This is a genomic window from Novosphingobium sp. FG137, assembly GCF_057809735.1.
In genome coordinates this window covers 198,834-214,618 of the sequence record NZ_JBMDKN010000005.1, presented here as the reverse complement: position 1 = coordinate 214,618, position 15,785 = coordinate 198,834, and the positions used below count along the sequence as shown (strand labels likewise).

The window sequence follows — 15,785 nt, the reverse complement described above, 5'->3', positions numbered from 1 at the left end:
CTGAAACCTGTCTCCATGGTGCGCCAGAACGACCGCCAGACCATGTCGGGCCGAAGCGGCGAGCGGCGCTTTACGCCGCTTGCAACGCCAATACCAGCGGCATTTGGGTCATATTCCCGCGTGGGAAAGCGGCTTACCGCGCGGCCTTTCGCGCCGGTGCGGGTAGCGGGCCGGCAGGCGCTGCGGCAAATTGCAACTGCTGCGCGTTGTCCTTCAGCCAGCCGAAGTCATGCCCGTAGACCACCGTCAGGCCGGGCTCGCGCTGCTTGAGCGAGGCGAGTCCCTTGATCCAGCCGAGGGTGGCGGCGCGGTCCTCACTGCCGAGCCATTCCGCCACATACCGCGAACGGGGGCGCTGCCAGGTGACATTCCGGCGCATCGGCGCGGAATCTCCGGCAAACAGAAACTCCCGGCCATTCTGGAGGCGGACGTAGATCATCTGCGTCCCGTCAAGATAGCCGGGCGTGCGCATGACCGCGATGCCTGGGGCGATTGCGGCATAACCGGCCGGATCGGCCAGAGCTGCGGGCGGGGGACTGAGCGAATCCATGAGCACCGGCGCCAGCGCTCGCAGCGCATCGATCTGCCGGGGATTGCCGATCAGCTTTCCGGCGATCTTCCGGTCCGCGAGCACGAGCGAAACCAGTCCGCCGATGTGATCGATATCCTCGCTCGTGAAAATGATCCGCCGTGCCGAGCGCAGCCAGCCGTTTGCGGTTTGCTGCATTTCGGGGTGATAGCCATCGTAGCCGGTCGCAAGTGACTGGTCTTCGGTCAGACCCGAATTGATGACGGTATCGCCGCCGGGCGTAATCAGGCGCCAGATGAAGACTGCCGTTTCGTCGGTCCTCAGGCCGCCGCCTGCAACCAGCAACGTGCCGGGCTCGTTGTCCGTCGCCACTGCGGCATACTGGATTCCCACCGGCCGCTGCCCCTGCTGGCTCTCGGCGAGGCTGCGCAATCGCGCGATGTCGATCGTGCGCGGCGCAACCGAGGTCGGGCCGGGGTCCATCAGCAGCCAGTAATAGGGCACCGCGACAAGCAGGATCAGCAGCAGGGCAATGCGGGTAAACATGGTCAGTCCGATATCCCTGATGCGGTCAGAACGCCAGTCGCCGGGCGATGCCATAGTGTGCCAATGCGGGCATGAGCCGCTCATCCTCGGGGTCATCCCTGGTGAACAGCGCTAGGTCTCCGGTTTTGCTCGGTGCCCAGGCCTGACCTTGGGTCAGAAACGCGATCCGCCGCGCGATCCCATCGGAGCCATCGATAAAGCGTACGCCGGGTCCGAATGCCGCGGCCAGCTCTGCTTCGAGCAACGGGAAGTGCGTGCAGGCCAGCACCACCGTGTCGATTCGTTTGCCGTCCGGCATGGCGCGCAGCGCAGCGGCGGCGCGGGCGAACACGGCAGGTTCTACCCGCTCACCGCGCAGCTTGGCCTCCGCTGCCGCGACAAGTTCGGGCGCGCCGTGGCGCAGCAAGCGCTTGTCGGCGGCGAACTCGGCCTCCAGCCGGTCTACATATCCCTGCCGGATCGTCGCTTCGGTGCCGAGCAGGCCGATCACTCCGGTTTGCGTCATCGCGGCTGCGGGCTTGATGGCTGGCACGGTGCCGACGATCGGTACTTCGAGCACTTCTCGCACCGAAGCGAGCGCAATGGTCGAGGCGGTGTTGCAGGCAATGCAGACGAGGCGCGGGCGATATCGCTCGGTCAGCCGCCCCAGCAGCCCCGAAACCCGCGCCGCGATCTGCGCCTCGGTCTTGTTGCCATAGGGCAGGCCGGCATTGTCGGAGACATACATCACCGGCGCCTGCGGCAGCAGCTTGCGCACCTTGCCGAGCACCGAGAGGCCGCCGACACCGGAATCGAAGAGCAGGATCGGTGAGGCTGGATCTGCGGATGCGGGGGCAACGGTCATCGGGCACCCTTCTATCGGGAACGGCGGCAAAAAGGAAAGCATGCCTCTCCCCTTTGTGCCCGGTGGCGGTTAAGACCGGGCGCATGAACTCTCCATTTCTCTTGATCGCAGCCGTGTTTCTCGCTGGCTATCTCCTCGGCTCGGTGCCGTTTGGTCTGCTGCTCACGCGCCTTGCGGGCGGGGGAGACATCCGCGCCATTGGCTCGGGCAACATCGGCGCCACCAACGTGCTGCGCACTGGCCGCAAGGGGCTGGCTGCCGCCACCTTGCTGCTTGACGCTGGCAAAGGGGCGCTGGCGGTGGTCCTGGCGGACTGGTGGTTCGCGGATAGTTCCTTATTCGCCACCTTGGCTGGTGTTGGGGCAATGATCGGTCACTGCTTCCCGGTATGGCTCGGATTCAAGGGCGGGAAGGGCGTTGCCACTCTGCTGGGCATCAGCTTTGCGCTAGACTTGCGGATCGGGGCCGCCGCCGCCGCAACATGGCTGGTGATGACGCTGCTGACACGGATCTCATCGGTTGGAGGGATGAGCGCCGCATTTGCCGCGCCTGTAAGCGCCTTTTTGCTTCTCCGCATCCCCGGCACCGATGTCAGCGATTTCAAGGTTGGTCTGGGTTTGTTTTATGCGATGGTTGGCCTTTCGAGCATGGCGGCCATCGTGCTGTGGCGGCACCGCGCCAACATCGCCCGCCTGCGCGCCGGGACCGAGCCGCGCATCGGGCAAAAGGGATGAACCTCCCCGGGCCTGAGCTGTCTGCCGCTGACGTCTTTGCGCGCATCCGCCTGCTGCGCTCGCCCGGCATTGGCCCCGTCAGCTATTTCCAGCTCCTGCGCCGCTTCGGCGATGCCGCCGCTGCGCTCGCCGCGCTGCCCGATCTCGCCGCGCGGGGCGGGGCGCCCTACCGTCCGATCCCCGCCGACCGGGTCGAAGCCGAGATTGCCCGCCTGCACGCCGCTGGTGGAGGCTATCTCTTCCACGATTCCCCCGCCTATCCGCGGCTTCTTTCCGCGCTGGAAACGCCGCCGCCGGTGCTGACCTGGCGCGGCGACCTCTCGCTGCTGGGGCAGGGCGCGGTCGCCCTCGTCGGTGCGCGCAACGCCTCTGCCGGGGCGTGCCGCCTGGCGCGGGACTATGGCGCTGCGCTGGCGGCGCGGGGCTATGCCGTCGTCTCCGGCCTTGCGCGCGGGATCGATGCCGCCGCCCATCGCGGCGCGCTCGCTGCCATGGGCCAAGGCGGCGGCACGATTGGCGTCATCGCCAGCGGGATCGATGTGACCTACCCGCCCGAACATGCCGAACTGCAGGAAGACGTCGCGCGGCGCGGGCTGCTGCTTGCGGAAATGCCTCCGGGCACCGAGCCGCTCGCCCGTCATTTCCCCTTCCGCAACCGCATCATCGCCGGGCTCTCCGCAGGCACGGTTGTCGTGGAAGCCGCGCCGCGCTCAGGCTCGCTGATCACCGCCCGCCTCGCCGCCGAAGCTGGGCGCGAAGTCATGGCCGTCCCTGGCTCCCCGCTCGACAGCCGCTCGCGCGGGTGCAACGAACTGATCCGCGACGGGGCAATCCTCGTGCAGTCCGCTGGCGATATCGCCGAGCTACTCGAACGCTTTGACGGACCGTCGCAGCTCAAGCTGCGCGAGCCGGTCTGGGCAAGTATGAACGAGCATTCCGCGCATTTCGCCCCTGAACCGGACGACGACGACGGCCCTGCCGAGATCGCCCATCTCCTCGGCATAGCTCCTGTCGCCACGGATGAGCTCATCCGCCAGAGCGGTGCCAGCGCAGGCGCCGTGCAGATGGCGCTGATCGAACTGGAACTCGCCGGCCGCCTGATACGCCATGCCGGCGGACGCGTCTCGCTCGCCTGAAGCGGCAAAACCTGCGCCGCCGAACGGCAATGGTCCGGCAACAATTGACGCTACAGATTTTTACCTATTATGATCCGATTCGGACCTTGCCGGACGGCGAGGACAGGGGGACAGGATCATGAAAAGCCGCAATTCCATTGCCTTGGCGCTTGCGTTCACTTCGCTCACGCTGCCCGGTATCGCCTATGCGGGAGACAATGCGCCGGTAAAGATTTCCGGCAAGGAAGCCGTGAAGGGCGCCACGGGCGTCGCCGTCGCGGCTTTCAACGTGGGTTTCATTTTCGAATCGACCGATCAGACCAAGGCGACCGGCGGCCTGATGGGCGCGTTCGGCGGCACCACCAAAGCCAAGTCTTCGCTCGTCGGCGTTACGCCTGAAATGATGCAGAAGATCGCCGATGCCGCCTACGCCGATTTCACCGCCAAGCTTGCTGCGGCGGGCCTTGTGGTCAAGGATCCCGGCACCGTGTTCGCGGCGCCCGAAATGGCCAAGCCCCATGGCCAGACTTCGCCACTCGATGTTGGAATCGCGCTCGAAAAGAATAGCAAGGGCAAGGCGACCTACGTGAAGCCCGCCGTGCTGCCCACGCTGATCATGGTTGCAGGCGATTTCCAGGGCAGCGGCCTTTCCAGCATGGGCCTTGCGATGGATGCCGGCCAGGCCGGCTATGCCCTTTCGCAATACGCCAAGGCGGCAGGGGTGCCGGTGGTCGACGTCACCTACTTGATCGATTTCTCGGACCAGAAGCGCCCCGGTGCGTTCAGCTTCGGCGGGCTTGAGGTCAACGCCAATCTCTCGGTGGTGCCGGGCTACAGCCGGATGACCGTGTTCGGCGCCAACGGCAAGACGACGACAGTCACGCTCAATCAGCCGGTCTCGGTCGATGGCGATTTCATCGACAAGCGCGATGCCTCCAGCGGCACGGCCAAGACCACGCAGGCCGCCGCCAACGTTGCGGGCGGACTCATGGCGGCGATGGGCCATGGCGGGATGATGTTCGGCAAGACCCGCAAGTTCGAATTCAAGGCCAAGCCCGGCAATTACGAGGACGGCGCGGGCAAGGCAGCCGGCCTCGCCAATGATGTGCTGATAGGCCAGATCAACGCCTTGAAGTGACAGCGGGCGTTCCGGACTGGACTTTCCTGAAAAGCTGCGCAGAACGCGGCGCTTGACGCGGGGCACTTAGGGTCTCCACCCTCGCGCGTACGTGAAGCAGGAAAGTTCAGCCACACCCCATGCAGCTTGTCATCGTCGAATCCCCGGCCAAGGCCAAGACCATCGAGAAGTATCTCGGCCCCGGCTTCAAGGTCCTCGCGTCCTATGGCCACGTCCGCGATCTCCCCGCGAAGGACGGTTCGGTGCGCCCGGACGAGGACTTCGCGATGGATTGGGAGCTCTATGGCGACAAGGCGGCGCGGGTGAAGGCCATCGTCGATTCGGCCAAGGCCGCCGATCGCCTGATCCTCGCCACCGACCCTGACCGCGAGGGCGAAGCGATCTCGTGGCACGTGCGCGAGCTGCTGGCCAAGCGCAAGGCGCTGCCCAAGGAAGTCGAACGCGTCACGTTCAACGCGATCACCAAGGCCACCGTCACCGAGGCGATGAAGCACCCGCGTGAGCTCGATCAGGACCTGATCGACGCGTACCTTGCCCGCCGCGCGCTGGATTACCTGTTCGGCTTCACGCTTTCGCCCGTGCTTTGGCGCAAGCTCCCCGGCGCCAAGTCAGCTGGCCGCGTCCAGTCGGTCGCGCTGCGCCTGATCGTTGAGCGCGAGCGCGAGATCGAGACTTTCAAGACCCAGGAATACTGGTCGGTCGTCGCCACACTCGAGCAGGGCGGCACCCCGTTCAAGGCGCGCCTCGTGCGCTTCGAGGGCGAGAAGCTGGAGCGCCTCTCGTTAGGTAACGAAGGGATTGCCCTGCGCGCCAAGGCCCTCGTTGAGGCCGCGACCTTCCGTGTCGAGGAAGTTGATACCCGGCCGACTCGCCGCAATCCTTATCCGCCGTTCACCACCTCCACGCTCCAGCAGGAAGCCGCGCGCAAGCTCGGCTTCTCGGCAAGCCACACCATGCGCGTCGCCCAGACGCTCTACGAGGCGGGCGCGATCACCTACATGCGGACCGACGGCGTGCAGATGGATTCCAGCGCGATTCAAGCCGCGCGGGCGGCGATCAGCACGCGCTATTCCGGGCACTACCTCCCCGAAAAGCCGCGCATCTACGAAACCAAGGCCAAGAACGCGCAGGAAGCGCATGAGGCGATCCGCCCGACCGATTTCAGCCACGACCGTTACGGTAACGGGGATGAGGCACGGCTCTACGACCTCATCTACAAGCGCGCGATGGCCAGCCAAATGGCCTCGGCGCTGATCGAACGCACCAGCGTTACCTTGCGCGAAGGCACCGGCAAGCACGAGCTGCGCGCTACCGGCCAGGTCGTGAAGTTCCCCGGCTTCCTCGCGGTTTACGAGGAAGGCCGCGACCAGAAGGCCGACGGCCCGGACGACGGTGAGGATGAGAGCAGCCTGCTGCCGATCATGAACCCCGGCGATACGCCCGCCAAGCGCGGGGTGGAGGCGGCCCAGCACTTCACCCAGCCGCCGCCGCGCTATTCGGAGGCCAGCCTCGTCAAGCGGCTTGAGGAACTCGGCATCGGCCGTCCCTCGACCTATGCTGCAACGCTGCAGGTCCTCAAGGACCGCAACTATGTCCGTACCGAGAAGAACCGCTTCTTCGCGGAGGAAAGCGGCCGCCTGCTGACCGCCTTCCTCGAACGCTTTTTCGAGCGTTACGTTGCGTACCAGTTCACCGCCGGCATGGAAGACGAGCTCGACGACGTCTCAGGTGGACGCGCCGCGTGGAAAGCCGTGCTCGAAGCCTTCTGGCGCGACTTCAAGCCCAAGTCCGACGAGGTGATGGAGAAGAAGCCGAGCGAGGTGACCGCCGAGCTCGATACTTTCCTTGAGGACTATCTCTTCCCCAAGCGGGAAGACGGCAGCGATCCGCGCCTGTGCCCCAAGTGCCAGGCCGGCCGCCTCTCGCTGCGCGGCGGGCGCTATGGCGCCTTCGTTGCCTGCTCGAACTATCCCGGGTGCAAGTTCACCCGCAAGTTTGCCCAGGGCGGCAGCGAGGGTGAGGGCGGCGAAGGCGAAGATTCCGGGCTCGGCAAGGATCCGGTCAGCGGCCTTGAAGTCTCCCGTCGCACCGGCCGCTTCGGGCCCTACATCCAGCTCGGCGATGGCAAGGAAGCCAAGCGCGCTTCGATCCCCAAGGATATCCCCGAGCTCGATCTTGAATGGGCGCTCAAGCTGCTATCGCTCCCGCGCGAGATTGGCGTGCATCCGGAAACGGGCAAGATAATCACTGCAAGTATAGGGCGTTATGGCCCATACCTCGCGCATGATGGAAAGTATGGCCGACTTAAGTCGACGTCTGAAGTGTTCGAGACCGGCATGAACGCCGCCGTGGTCAAGCTTGCCGAAGCCGCCGCAGGGGCAGGGGCGCGGGGCAACCGCACGCCGGTAGAACCGATCAACACCTTCGGCCCGCACCCGACCTCCGGCGGTGAGATGAAGCTGCTGGCCGGTCGCTATGGTGCCTATGTCACCGATGGCACTACCAACGCCACCTTGCCCAAGGACGTCAAGCCCGAGGACCTGACCCTCGAACAGGCCATCGCCCTCATCGACGCCCGCGCTGCTGCCGCGCCCGCCAAGGGCAAGAAGAAGAAAGCTGCGCCGAAGAAGGCCGCCGCCATGGCTCCGGCCAAGAAGCCTGCCGCCAAGAAGGCACCTGCCAAGAAAGCCGCAGCGAAGAAATCCGCAACGTAACGCCATCCAGCCCTCTCTCCTTAAGCGGGAGAGGGCTGGGATGAAGGGGATTTCAGCGCGGCGTAGCAAACCAGATCGTGTGCTTCGGCCCCTTGCCGTTCGAGCGGGCTGCCACGCGGATGTCCTCGACCGCAAAACCGTTCTTCTCCAGCCGCCGCGTGAACGCCGGGTCCGGACCCGCCGACCAGACCGCCAGCACCCCGCCGGCCGTGAGCGCCCGCCGCGCTGCCCGCAGCCCTGAGCTGCTGTAAAGCGCGCCATTGCCATCGCGCACCACGCCGTCCGGGCCATTGTCGACATCGAGCAGGATCGCATCGTAATCGCCTTGCGCCCCGTCGATCACGCTGCCCACATCGCCCATGATCAGCCGCACGCGGGGATCGTCGAGGCATCCAGCTGCCACTTCCGCCATCGGCCCGCGCGCCCAGTCGATGATCTCGGGCACCAATTCGGCCACCACCAGCTCTGCCTTTGGCCCCAGCACCTCCAGCGCGGCGCGCAAGGTAAAGCCCATGCCATAGCCGCCGATCAGCAGCGCCGGAGCAGGGCGTCCTTTCAGCCGACGAATCGTCTCTGTGGCGAGCGCGATTTCCGATCCGCTCATCCGGCTGCTCATCAACTCGTTCTGACCCATCACGATCATGAAATCGCGGTCGTGGCGAAAGAGCCTGAGTTCGGTGCCGCCCGGCACTTCAGCCGTACCGAGCAGTTCACGCTGTATCATGTAGTAGTCCTTCCAGGGCGCCTCAGCGCAGGCTTTGCGCCACAGTATCCAGCTCTTCCTGCGGCACGATGATCGCGCCGCTGCGCGGGCTGTCGAGATCGAGGATCGTTACGTAGGCTGCCGCCAGCAGCGTGAAGAACAGCACAGAGCTGATCCCGCTGCGCCAGTCCGCGCGTCCGGTGGTGAAGCCCAGCAGCGCCGTGCAGGCACAGCAGTAAAGCGCCAGCAGCGCCAACACTTCGCTGGGAAGCCTAGCCGATCGCGCGGCATGGCGCTCGGTCGTGATGTCGCACATCGCGTTGTAGGCCTGCACCAGCACCGGCCCGCGCGTATCAGGCGGCATCGAGCGCAGTGCGGTAAACAGCGCATCGCCAAACGTACCGCATTCGCGCGCACTGGCCGAGTGTGCCGCCTGCCACGCATCGTCGGGCGCATTCCGACCGACTGCCGCACGCGTTCTGGCGTAGTGCGCCAGTTCTGCAGCAAGTGGCACGCGCTGGCGCTCCTCAAGCAGCGCCAGCCGGGTCGACATCGTGCCGATGGCATTGGCCTCCTCGATCACCAGCAGCCGCCGCGTCTCGTAACGGCCGATGGCAAGGCTGAAAGCAAAGGCCATGAGCAGCGCAAGCAGTCCGAATGCGCCCGAGAGCACATAGCTTTCGCCAGCTGTCTCGGTGCCCGTTCCCGCCCGCCGGTGCAGCGCCACGCCCAGACGCCACAGGGCGATCATGGCGAGAAGTAGCCCTACGCCCGGAAGTACCAGTGCAAACGCCGCCCCCATCGCCGCCTCCCTTACTTCACCCAGTCGAGCCCGATTTCCTCGTAGATTTCCTTGGCCTCGGCCCAGCCTTCCTCCACCTTCACATGGAGGAACAAGTGGACCTTGACGCCGAGCAATTCGGCTAGTTCCTTGCGTGATGCCTCGCCGATGGCCTTCAATTTCGAGCCGCCCTTGCCGAGCACGATCGCCTTCTGGCTGTCGCGCGCGATCACGATCTGCTGGTGGATCTCGATCGAGCCATCGCGCCGCGTCGCGTAGCTTTCGGGCCGCACCACGCTGTCATACGGCAGTTCATCGTGCAGCTGGCGGTAAAGCTGCTCGCGGGTGATTTCCGCGGCGAGCAGACGCTCGCTCGCATCGGAGACCTGATCCTCGGGATAGTGCCAGGCGCCCACCGGCATCCGTTCGGCCAGCTTCATCTTCAGCTCCGGCACCCCGTCACCGCTCAGCGCCGAGACGAAGAACACCTCATCGAACCCGCCCTGCGGCGCCAGCTCCGCTGCCATTTCCAGCAGCGGCTCCTTGGCAATCGCATCGACCTTGTTGAGCACGAGGATCTTGCGCTCAGTGCGATCCTTCAGGCTCTCGAGGATCGGTTCCAGATAGTCGCGCTTCTTCTTGCGGCCATCGACCACCAGCAGGATCGCATCCGCACTGTCTGCGCCTTCCCACGCGGCGTGCACCATGGCGCGGTCCAGCCGCCGACGCGGCTCGAACAGGCCCGGCGTGTCGGCCAGAATGAGCTGCACCCGCTCGCCGCCCGGCAGATCCTGCAGCGCGATCCCCATCAGCCGCGCGCGCGTCGTCTGCGCCTTAGCCGAGACGATTGCCACTTTCTGGCCGACAAGCGCGTTGACCAGTGTTGATTTACCCGCATTGGGCGCGCCGATCACCGCCACGAGTCCGCAATGTTCCGTCATGTTCGTATCACCCATAGCGCGCCATGAACGCCGCTGCTGCGCCGCGCTCTGCTTCCTGCTTGCTTGAACCTGTTGCCTGTTCGGCGCCGACGCCGGCCACTTCGACCCGCACGGTAAACACCGCCGCGTGATCCGGTCCGCTGCGCTCCAGCAGCGTGTAAACCGGCGGCTTGCGGCGATTGCCCGCCGCCCATTCTTGCAGCGCCGCCTTGGGGTGCTTGCGCTGCCCTGCGCCGCCCGCCATCGCCGGTTCCCACGACTTGCGCACAAAAGCGCGCGCGGCATCGAAGCCGCGTTCGAGGAACAAGGCTCCGATAAGCGCTTCCATCACATCGCCCAGCACATTGTCGCTCTGCCCAGCTCCATCGCCGCGTGCCTGCTTGCCGAGCCGGATATGCGGAACCACGCCAAGTGCGCGCGCGACCTCGGCACAAGTCTCGCGGCTGACGAGCACGTTCAAACGCTGCGAAAGCTTGCCTTCCGCCGCGTCGCTCAGTTCGTGCAGCCATTCCGCGATAGCAAGGCCCAATACGCGGTCGCCAAGGAACTCAAGCCGCTGGTAATCGCGCACTTCGCCCATCGATCCGTGTGTCAGCGCTTCGTGCCACAGGTCGGGCCGGGCAGGGGCCTTGCCGGTCAGCGCGGCGATGAAGCCCGCGGTCTCCTCCGTAAGGTTGGCGATCAGAACGTGCCCCCGATGCGGTCCGCGCGCAGCGCGGTGAACCATGTCCAAGGCAGGAACCAGTTGGCGCTGCCGTCGGTCGACCACATCACGATGGTGGCGCGGCCGATCAGGTTATCCTGCGGCACGAGCCCGATCCCGCCGCCCTCGACGGCCGGGAAGCGGCTGTCCATCGAGTTGTCGCGGTTGTCGCCCATCAGGAACACGTGCCCCGCAGGCACCACCACCGGCGGCGTATCATCCTGCGGCCGGTAGCCCAGATCGAGCACGTTGTACGACTTGCCGCCCGGCAGGGTCTCGCGGAACTGCGGATAGTGGCAGCTCTGGATTCCGTTCGGCTCCACCGCCTCGAACTCGGGCGCGATGCAGCTGGTGTTGGGCGATTGCCGGATCACGAAATCCGCAACCTTCACCTTGGGCACCGGAACGCCGTTGAGGTGCAGCTGCCCGCCGATCATTTGCACCGTATCCCCCGGCAGCCCGATGACGCGCTTGATATAGTCAACGTCATTGCCCGGCGGTGCCTTGAAGATCACCACGTCGCCGCGCAGAGGCTGGTTCGCCAGTATACGCTTCGGGAGCAGCGGCAGGCTGAAGGGCAGCGAGTAGGACGAAAAGCCGTAGGGCCACTTTGCCGCCAGCAAGTAATCGCCGTTCTCCAGCCGTGGCAGCATCGATTCCGAAGGGATGTTGAAGGGCGAGAACACGAAGCTGCGGAAGAACGCCACGATCAGCACCAGCTTGATCACGAACACCGGGAAGCTGTCTTCCTTGCGTTCCTTCTTCTTGTTCGCAGCCGGCGGCGGCGCATCCTGCACCGCAGGCGCCACGGTTGCCGTGCTCTCAGGCGTGTTTTCGGAGGGTTCAGTCATCGCAGCGGTCATGTGGAGGGGCCTCGCATCCGTCAAGCGCAGAGTGCACGGATAGGGCCACGCAGACGAATTTAGCAGCCGCGCCGGTCGGCGATACCTTGCGCTTGGTCGAATGGGCGGGGTACGCCCGCATATCCCCTGGAGACGACACAATATGGCCGCCACCGATACCGCCCCGCTCTGGACCGCGCTTGAAAGCCTGCCTCGCCCCACGTTGACCGAGCTTTTCGCGGATCCTGCGCGCCTCGATCGTTACGCGACTGTGCTAGATCTCCCCGGCGGCCCGATTCGCTTCGACTGGTCGAAGACGCACCTATCGCCCGAAGTCGAAACCGTGCTCGTACAGATCGTGGAAGCGGTCGATCTTGGAGCCAGCCGCGAGGCTCTGTTTGCCGGCGCGCTCATCAACAACACCGAAGGCCGCGCCGCCACCCACACGGCCGAACGCGGCGTCGGCAATCCCGCCGCCGCCGAGGAAGCCGAGCGCTTTCATGAGCGCATGGCTGCGCTGGTCGAGGCAATCCACGAAGGTCTGCTGGGCGAAGTGAAGAGCCTCATCCACATCGGCATCGGCGGTTCCGCCCTCGGCCCCGCGCTGGCCATCGATGCGCTGGCGCGCGAGGATGCGAAGGTCGCGGTCCACGTCGTCTCCAACGTCGATGGCGCGGCGCTTGCGGCGGCCGTCGCCCAGTGCGATCCCGCCACCACCTTGATCGCGGTCGCCTCCAAAACTTTCACCACCACCGAAACCCTGATGAACGCCACCAGCGCGCTCGACTGGCTGCGTGAGGGCAGGGTGGAAGACCCCTATGGCCGCGTCGTCGCGCTCACTGCCGCGCCCGACAAGGCCGTGGCCTGGGGCGTCGACGAAACGCGCGTCCTGCCCTTCGCCGAAACGGTCGGCGGGCGCTATTCGCTGTGGTCCTCGATCGGCTTTCCCATCGCCCTCGCGCTGGGCTGGGACGGGTTTGCGGCGTTCCTTGCCGGTGCCGCCGCGATCGATCGCCACTTCCTCGATGCCGCTCCCGCTGAGAACGTCGTTATCCGCGCCGCTTTCGCCGATCTCTACTACACGCAGGCACGCCACTGCGGCAGCCGCGCGGTCTTTGCTTATGACGAGCGCCTCGCGCTGCTCCCCAGCTACCTCCAGCAGCTCGAAATGGAATCGAACGGCAAGCGCGTGACGGCTGACGGCACCCCGCTCGCGCGGCCCAGCGCCCCCGTCACCTGGGGCGGCGTCGGCACGGATGCCCAGCACGCCGTGTTCCAGCTGCTCCATCAGGGCACGCACCTGATCCCGGTCGATTTCCTCGCCGTCAGCGTACCGGGCCACGATTTCGACCCGGCGCACCATCGCACGCTTCTCGCCAACTGTTTTGCGCAGGGTGCCGCGCTGATGGCCGGCAAGGCGGGCGGCGACGATCTGGCGCGCGACTATCCGGGCGACCGCCCCTCGGCCACGATCCTGTGCGACGAGCTTGGTGCCGCTACGCTAGGAAGCCTGATCGCCTTTCACGAGCATCGCACGTTCGTCTCGGCCATGATGCTCGGCATCAATCCGTTCGACCAATTCGGCGTAGAGCTCGGCAAGGCCATCGCCAAGTCGATCGAGGCTGGCGATGCCACCTTCGATGCCTCGACCACGGCGCTGCTGGCGGCGGCGGGCATCGAGGGTTAGGTCTTGGGCTGATCAGGGCGCGGCGGTCGCTTCGGCTGTCGGATGCGCCTGATCGAACCGCACTGCACCTGTGATCCAGACCGCCGACATCAAACCGATCGCCAGCAGCGTGCCGATCACTACCATCTTGATGAGGCTCCTGTCCTTGTCGCCGCCGCTGACTTCCTCGGTGTCGATATGCACCTCTTCGCCTTCGTGTTGCATGACAGGCCTTCCCGGAGCGGCCGGACTGGCCGCGTGGCGCAATAACGCGCCAGCCGCCGCCGAGGTTCCGCGCCCATGCCTTGCGGGCTGCGAAACCTTGGCAATGGGGCATTGTCGCAGCGCCCCCCGATACCCCATATGGGCGCACGCCTGAGGAGCCTTTTGCATGACTGACACCCAGTACGATTATGATCTCTTTGTCATCGGTGCCGGGTCTGGCGGCGTGCGCGCCAGCCGCGTTGCCGCCAGCCACGGCGCGCGCGTCGCGGTGGCCGAGGAGTTCCGCGTCGGTGGCACCTGTGTGATCCGTGGCTGCGTGCCCAAGAAGCTGCTCGTTTACGGCTCGCACTTTGCCGAGGAACTGCAGGACGCGGCCAACTACGGCTGGACGGTCGAAAACACCACGTTCGACTGGCCGACCCTGCGCGATGCTGTCCTGCGCGATGTCGACCGGCTTAACGCCGCCTACACCTCCACTCTCGAAACCCACAAGGTCGAGCGCTTTCTCGAACGCGCCGTGATCACCGGCCCCCATTCAGTCCGGCTTGCCTCGGGGCATGAGATCACCGCGAAGCACATCCTCGTGGCGACAGGCGCCTGGCCGGTCATGCCTGAATTCGAAGGGTCCGAGCACTGCATCACCTCGAACGAGGTCTTCCATCTCGAACAGTTTCCCCAGCGCGTGGTGATTTCCGGCGCGGGCTATATCGCCATTGAGTTTGCCGGTATCTTCAACGCGCTCGGCAGTCACGTAACGGTGGTCAATCGCTCGGAGACGCTGCTGCGCACCTATGACGAAGCCCTGCGCGACCGGCTGCTCCAGATCACCATGGCACGCGGCATCCAGTACCGCTTCAACTGCCCGTTCGAGAGGGTCGTCAAGCGTGAGGATGGCCTGCTCGAAGTCTGGCTCAAGGGCCAGATCGATCCGATCCTGGCCGATCAGGTCCTCGTCGCCACCGGTCGCCGCCCCAAGACGGACGGGCTCGGTCTTGAAATGGCGGGCGTCAAGCTGGGCGAGAACGGTGAGATCCTCGTCGATGAGCGGGCCCAGACCAGTTGCCCCAGCATCTATGCAGTGGGTGACGTAACGGACCGCGTGCAGCTCACTCCTGTCGCCATCCGCGAAGGCCAGGCCTTTGCCGACCGCGTGTTCGGCGGCAAGCACGTAACGATCGATTACAGCTGCATCCCGAGCGCCGTGTTCTCGCAGCCCCCGCTTGCCGGGGTTGGCCCGACCGAGGGGCAGGCGCGCAACAAGTACGGTTCGATCAAGGTCTATTCGTCGGATTTCCGCCCGATGAAGAACATCTTCGGCCACCGAGCCGAGCGCGGGCTCTACAAGATGATCGTCGATGCCGCGACCGATCAGGTGCTGGCGATCCACATGATCGGCCCCGAAGCGCCGGAGATCCTGCAGGCTGCCGCCATCGCGGTGAAGGCCGGGCTGACCAAGGCCGATTTCGATGCCACGGTCGCGCTGCACCCGTCGATGGCAGAGGAACTCGTGTTGATGAAGTGAAGGTTGCATATTGCAACCGACCCGCTAGTCTTCCCGGAAAGATATCCGGGGAGCACTGCGTGAACCTTCAAGGCAAGACCATCCTGCTGACAGGCGGCACCGATGGCATCGGCCTGCGCCTTGCCAGCCAATTGCGGGGCAAAGGCGCGCTCCTGATCGTTACGGGACGGACACCAGAGCGGATCGCGGCCGCCCAGGCAGAGGGCTTTGAAGTCATCGCAGCCGATCTCGCCGGGCCGGAAGGGGTGGAGGCGGTGATTGCTGGTCTCGCCAGCCGGCCGATCGATGTCCTCATCAACAACGCCGGCATGGGCGCAGCGCATGATTTCCGTGAGGCGCCGCCGCTCGAAGCGGACGACGAGCGTACGCTGTGGCTCAATGTGCATGCGCCGATCCGCCTGATCGGTAGGCTGATGGACACCTTGCGCGCCCGTCCCGAGGCGATGATCGTCAACGTCACGTCCGGGCTCGCCATCGCGCCCAACGCGGGCTCGCCGCTCTACTGCGCCACCAAGGCCGCGCTGCGCAGCTACACGATGGCTCTGCGCGCCCAGCTCAAGGGCACCGGCGTGCATGTGCTCGAGGCGATGCCCCCGCTCGTCGATACTGCGATGACCGCAGGGCGCGGCAGCAACAAGCTCAGCCCGGAGGAATGCGCCCGCCAGATCATCGCCGCGATGGAAAGCGGCAAGGATGAGGCCAATGTCGGCATGGTGAAAGTGCTGCGCGCGGTCTATTCGGTATCGCCCGCGCTCGCCCGCTCCATCATGCTCCGCTTCTGA

The 15,785-nt window shown here is 65.6% G+C and carries 15 protein-coding genes; 7 read left to right on the top strand and 8 right to left on the bottom strand.

The annotated features are described in order from the left end of the window. Positions 1–133 precede the first annotated feature (133 nt). Positions 134–1,129 (bottom strand): MBL fold metallo-hydrolase, encoded by a 996-nt coding sequence (locus tag ACODS2_RS15655; protein WP_488999667.1) that lies wholly within the window; start codon positions 1,127–1,129, stop codon positions 134–136. Beyond that, positions 1,101–1,919: a glutamate racemase gene (murI, locus tag ACODS2_RS15650; RefSeq protein ID WP_488999666.1), complete on the bottom strand. Its 819-nt coding sequence runs from the start codon at positions 1,917–1,919 to the stop codon at positions 1,101–1,103. Before murI ends, ACODS2_RS15655 begins: the two co-directional genes overlap by 29 nt. Before the next feature lie 83 nt (positions 1,920–2,002). Between murI and plsY the strand changes: the two genes are divergently transcribed. The 4 genes from plsY to topA all read left to right on the top strand — a co-directional run bounded on the left by plsY (position 2,003) and on the right by topA (position 7,620). Beyond that, a complete protein-coding gene (gene plsY, locus ACODS2_RS15645) occupies positions 2,003–2,653 on the top strand; it encodes a glycerol-3-phosphate 1-O-acyltransferase PlsY (RefSeq protein WP_488999665.1) in 651 nt (216 codons plus the stop codon). Then, positions 2,650–3,789, top strand: coding sequence for a DNA-processing protein DprA (gene dprA / locus ACODS2_RS15640; protein WP_488999664.1), 1,140 nt, complete (start codon positions 2,650–2,652; stop codon positions 3,787–3,789). Before plsY ends, dprA begins: the two co-directional genes overlap by 4 nt. 118 nt (positions 3,790–3,907) lie before the next feature. Further along, a complete protein-coding gene (locus tag ACODS2_RS15635; protein ID WP_488999663.1) occupies positions 3,908–4,906 on the top strand; it encodes a hypothetical protein in 999 nt (332 codons plus the stop codon). 119 nt (positions 4,907–5,025) lie between these two features. Continuing rightward, the gene (topA, locus tag ACODS2_RS15630) at positions 5,026–7,620 is read left to right on the top strand and encodes a type I DNA topoisomerase (RefSeq protein WP_488999662.1); all 2,595 of its coding nucleotides are present in this window, start codon (positions 5,026–5,028) and stop codon (positions 7,618–7,620) included. A gap of 52 nt (positions 7,621–7,672) precedes the next feature. Here topA and ACODS2_RS15625 read toward each other — a convergent pair whose 3' ends face one another. The 5 genes from ACODS2_RS15625 to lepB form a co-directional block, all read right to left on the bottom strand. Beyond that, positions 7,673–8,344, bottom strand: a complete 672-nt coding sequence (locus tag ACODS2_RS15625) for a spermidine synthase (RefSeq protein WP_488999661.1) — start codon at positions 8,342–8,344, stop codon at positions 7,673–7,675. A gap of 22 nt (positions 8,345–8,366) precedes the next feature. Continuing rightward, complete coding sequence (locus ACODS2_RS15620; RefSeq protein WP_488999660.1) at positions 8,367–9,074, bottom strand: bestrophin-like domain; 708 nt, start codon at positions 9,072–9,074, stop codon at positions 8,367–8,369. A gap of 62 nt (positions 9,075–9,136) precedes the next feature. Then, positions 9,137–10,045: a GTPase Era gene (era, locus tag ACODS2_RS15615; RefSeq protein ID WP_488999659.1), complete on the bottom strand. Its 909-nt coding sequence runs from the start codon at positions 10,043–10,045 to the stop codon at positions 9,137–9,139. A gap of 7 nt (positions 10,046–10,052) precedes the next feature. Next, positions 10,053–10,772, bottom strand: a complete 720-nt coding sequence (gene rnc, locus ACODS2_RS15610) for a ribonuclease III (protein ID WP_488999658.1) — start codon at positions 10,770–10,772, stop codon at positions 10,053–10,055. Further along, positions 10,727–11,599: a signal peptidase I gene (lepB, locus tag ACODS2_RS15605; protein ID WP_298170034.1), complete on the bottom strand. Its 873-nt coding sequence runs from the start codon at positions 11,597–11,599 to the stop codon at positions 10,727–10,729. The genes rnc and lepB overlap by 46 nt, the downstream gene beginning before the upstream one ends. 154 nt (positions 11,600–11,753) lie before the next feature. Between lepB and pgi the strand changes: the two genes are divergently transcribed. Then, positions 11,754–13,277, top strand: coding sequence for a glucose-6-phosphate isomerase (pgi, locus tag ACODS2_RS15600; protein WP_488999657.1), 1,524 nt, complete (start codon positions 11,754–11,756; stop codon positions 13,275–13,277). A 12-nt stretch (positions 13,278–13,289) separates the two neighbouring features. On the opposite strand, the gene ACODS2_RS15595 is transcribed toward pgi, so the two are convergent. After that, complete coding sequence (locus ACODS2_RS15595) at positions 13,290–13,481, bottom strand: hypothetical protein (protein WP_488999656.1); 192 nt, start codon at positions 13,479–13,481, stop codon at positions 13,290–13,292. A gap of 166 nt (positions 13,482–13,647) precedes the next feature. On the opposite strand from ACODS2_RS15595, the gene gorA reads away from it, so the two are divergent. Together gorA and ACODS2_RS15585 are read left to right on the top strand one after the other, a co-directional pair. Beyond that, positions 13,648–15,003 (top strand): glutathione-disulfide reductase, encoded by a 1,356-nt coding sequence (gene gorA, locus ACODS2_RS15590; RefSeq protein ID WP_488999655.1) that lies wholly within the window; start codon positions 13,648–13,650, stop codon positions 15,001–15,003. A 59-nt stretch (positions 15,004–15,062) separates the two neighbouring features. After that, positions 15,063–15,785: an SDR family oxidoreductase gene (locus tag ACODS2_RS15585; RefSeq protein ID WP_488999654.1), complete on the top strand. Its 723-nt coding sequence runs from the start codon at positions 15,063–15,065 to the stop codon at positions 15,783–15,785.

Bases quoted from the DNA above. Each gene is read 5' to 3' on its own strand.
- gorA (WP_488999655.1), top strand. From the start codon at position 13,648: ATGACTGACACCCAGTACGATTATGATCTCTTTGTCATCGGTGCCGGG.
- murI (WP_488999666.1), bottom strand. From the start codon at position 1,919: ATGACCGTTGCCCCCGCATCCGCAGATCCAGCCTCACCGATCCTGCTC.
- ACODS2_RS15635 (WP_488999663.1), top strand. From the start codon at position 3,908: ATGAAAAGCCGCAATTCCATTGCCTTGGCGCTTGCGTTCACTTCGCTC.
- rnc (WP_488999658.1), bottom strand. From the start codon at position 10,772: ATGGTTCACCGCGCTGCGCGCGGACCGCATCGGGGGCACGTTCTGATC.
- ACODS2_RS15595 (WP_488999656.1), bottom strand. From the start codon at position 13,481: ATGCAACACGAAGGCGAAGAGGTGCATATCGACACCGAGGAAGTCAGC.
- pgi (WP_488999657.1), top strand. From the start codon at position 11,754: ATGGCCGCCACCGATACCGCCCCGCTCTGGACCGCGCTTGAAAGCCTG.
- topA (WP_488999662.1), top strand. From the start codon at position 5,026: ATGCAGCTTGTCATCGTCGAATCCCCGGCCAAGGCCAAGACCATCGAG.
- lepB (WP_298170034.1), bottom strand. From the start codon at position 11,599: ATGACTGAACCCTCCGAAAACACGCCTGAGAGCACGGCAACCGTGGCG.
- ACODS2_RS15655 (WP_488999667.1), bottom strand. From the start codon at position 1,129: ATGGCATCGCCCGGCGACTGGCGTTCTGACCGCATCAGGGATATCGGA.
- dprA (WP_488999664.1), top strand. From the start codon at position 2,650: ATGAACCTCCCCGGGCCTGAGCTGTCTGCCGCTGACGTCTTTGCGCGC.
- ACODS2_RS15620 (WP_488999660.1), bottom strand. From the start codon at position 9,074: ATGATCGCCCTGTGGCGTCTGGGCGTGGCGCTGCACCGGCGGGCGGGA.
- plsY (WP_488999665.1), top strand. From the start codon at position 2,003: ATGAACTCTCCATTTCTCTTGATCGCAGCCGTGTTTCTCGCTGGCTAT.
- era (WP_488999659.1), bottom strand. From the start codon at position 10,045: ATGACGGAACATTGCGGACTCGTGGCGGTGATCGGCGCGCCCAATGCG.
- ACODS2_RS15625 (WP_488999661.1), bottom strand. From the start codon at position 8,344: ATGATACAGCGTGAACTGCTCGGTACGGCTGAAGTGCCGGGCGGCACC.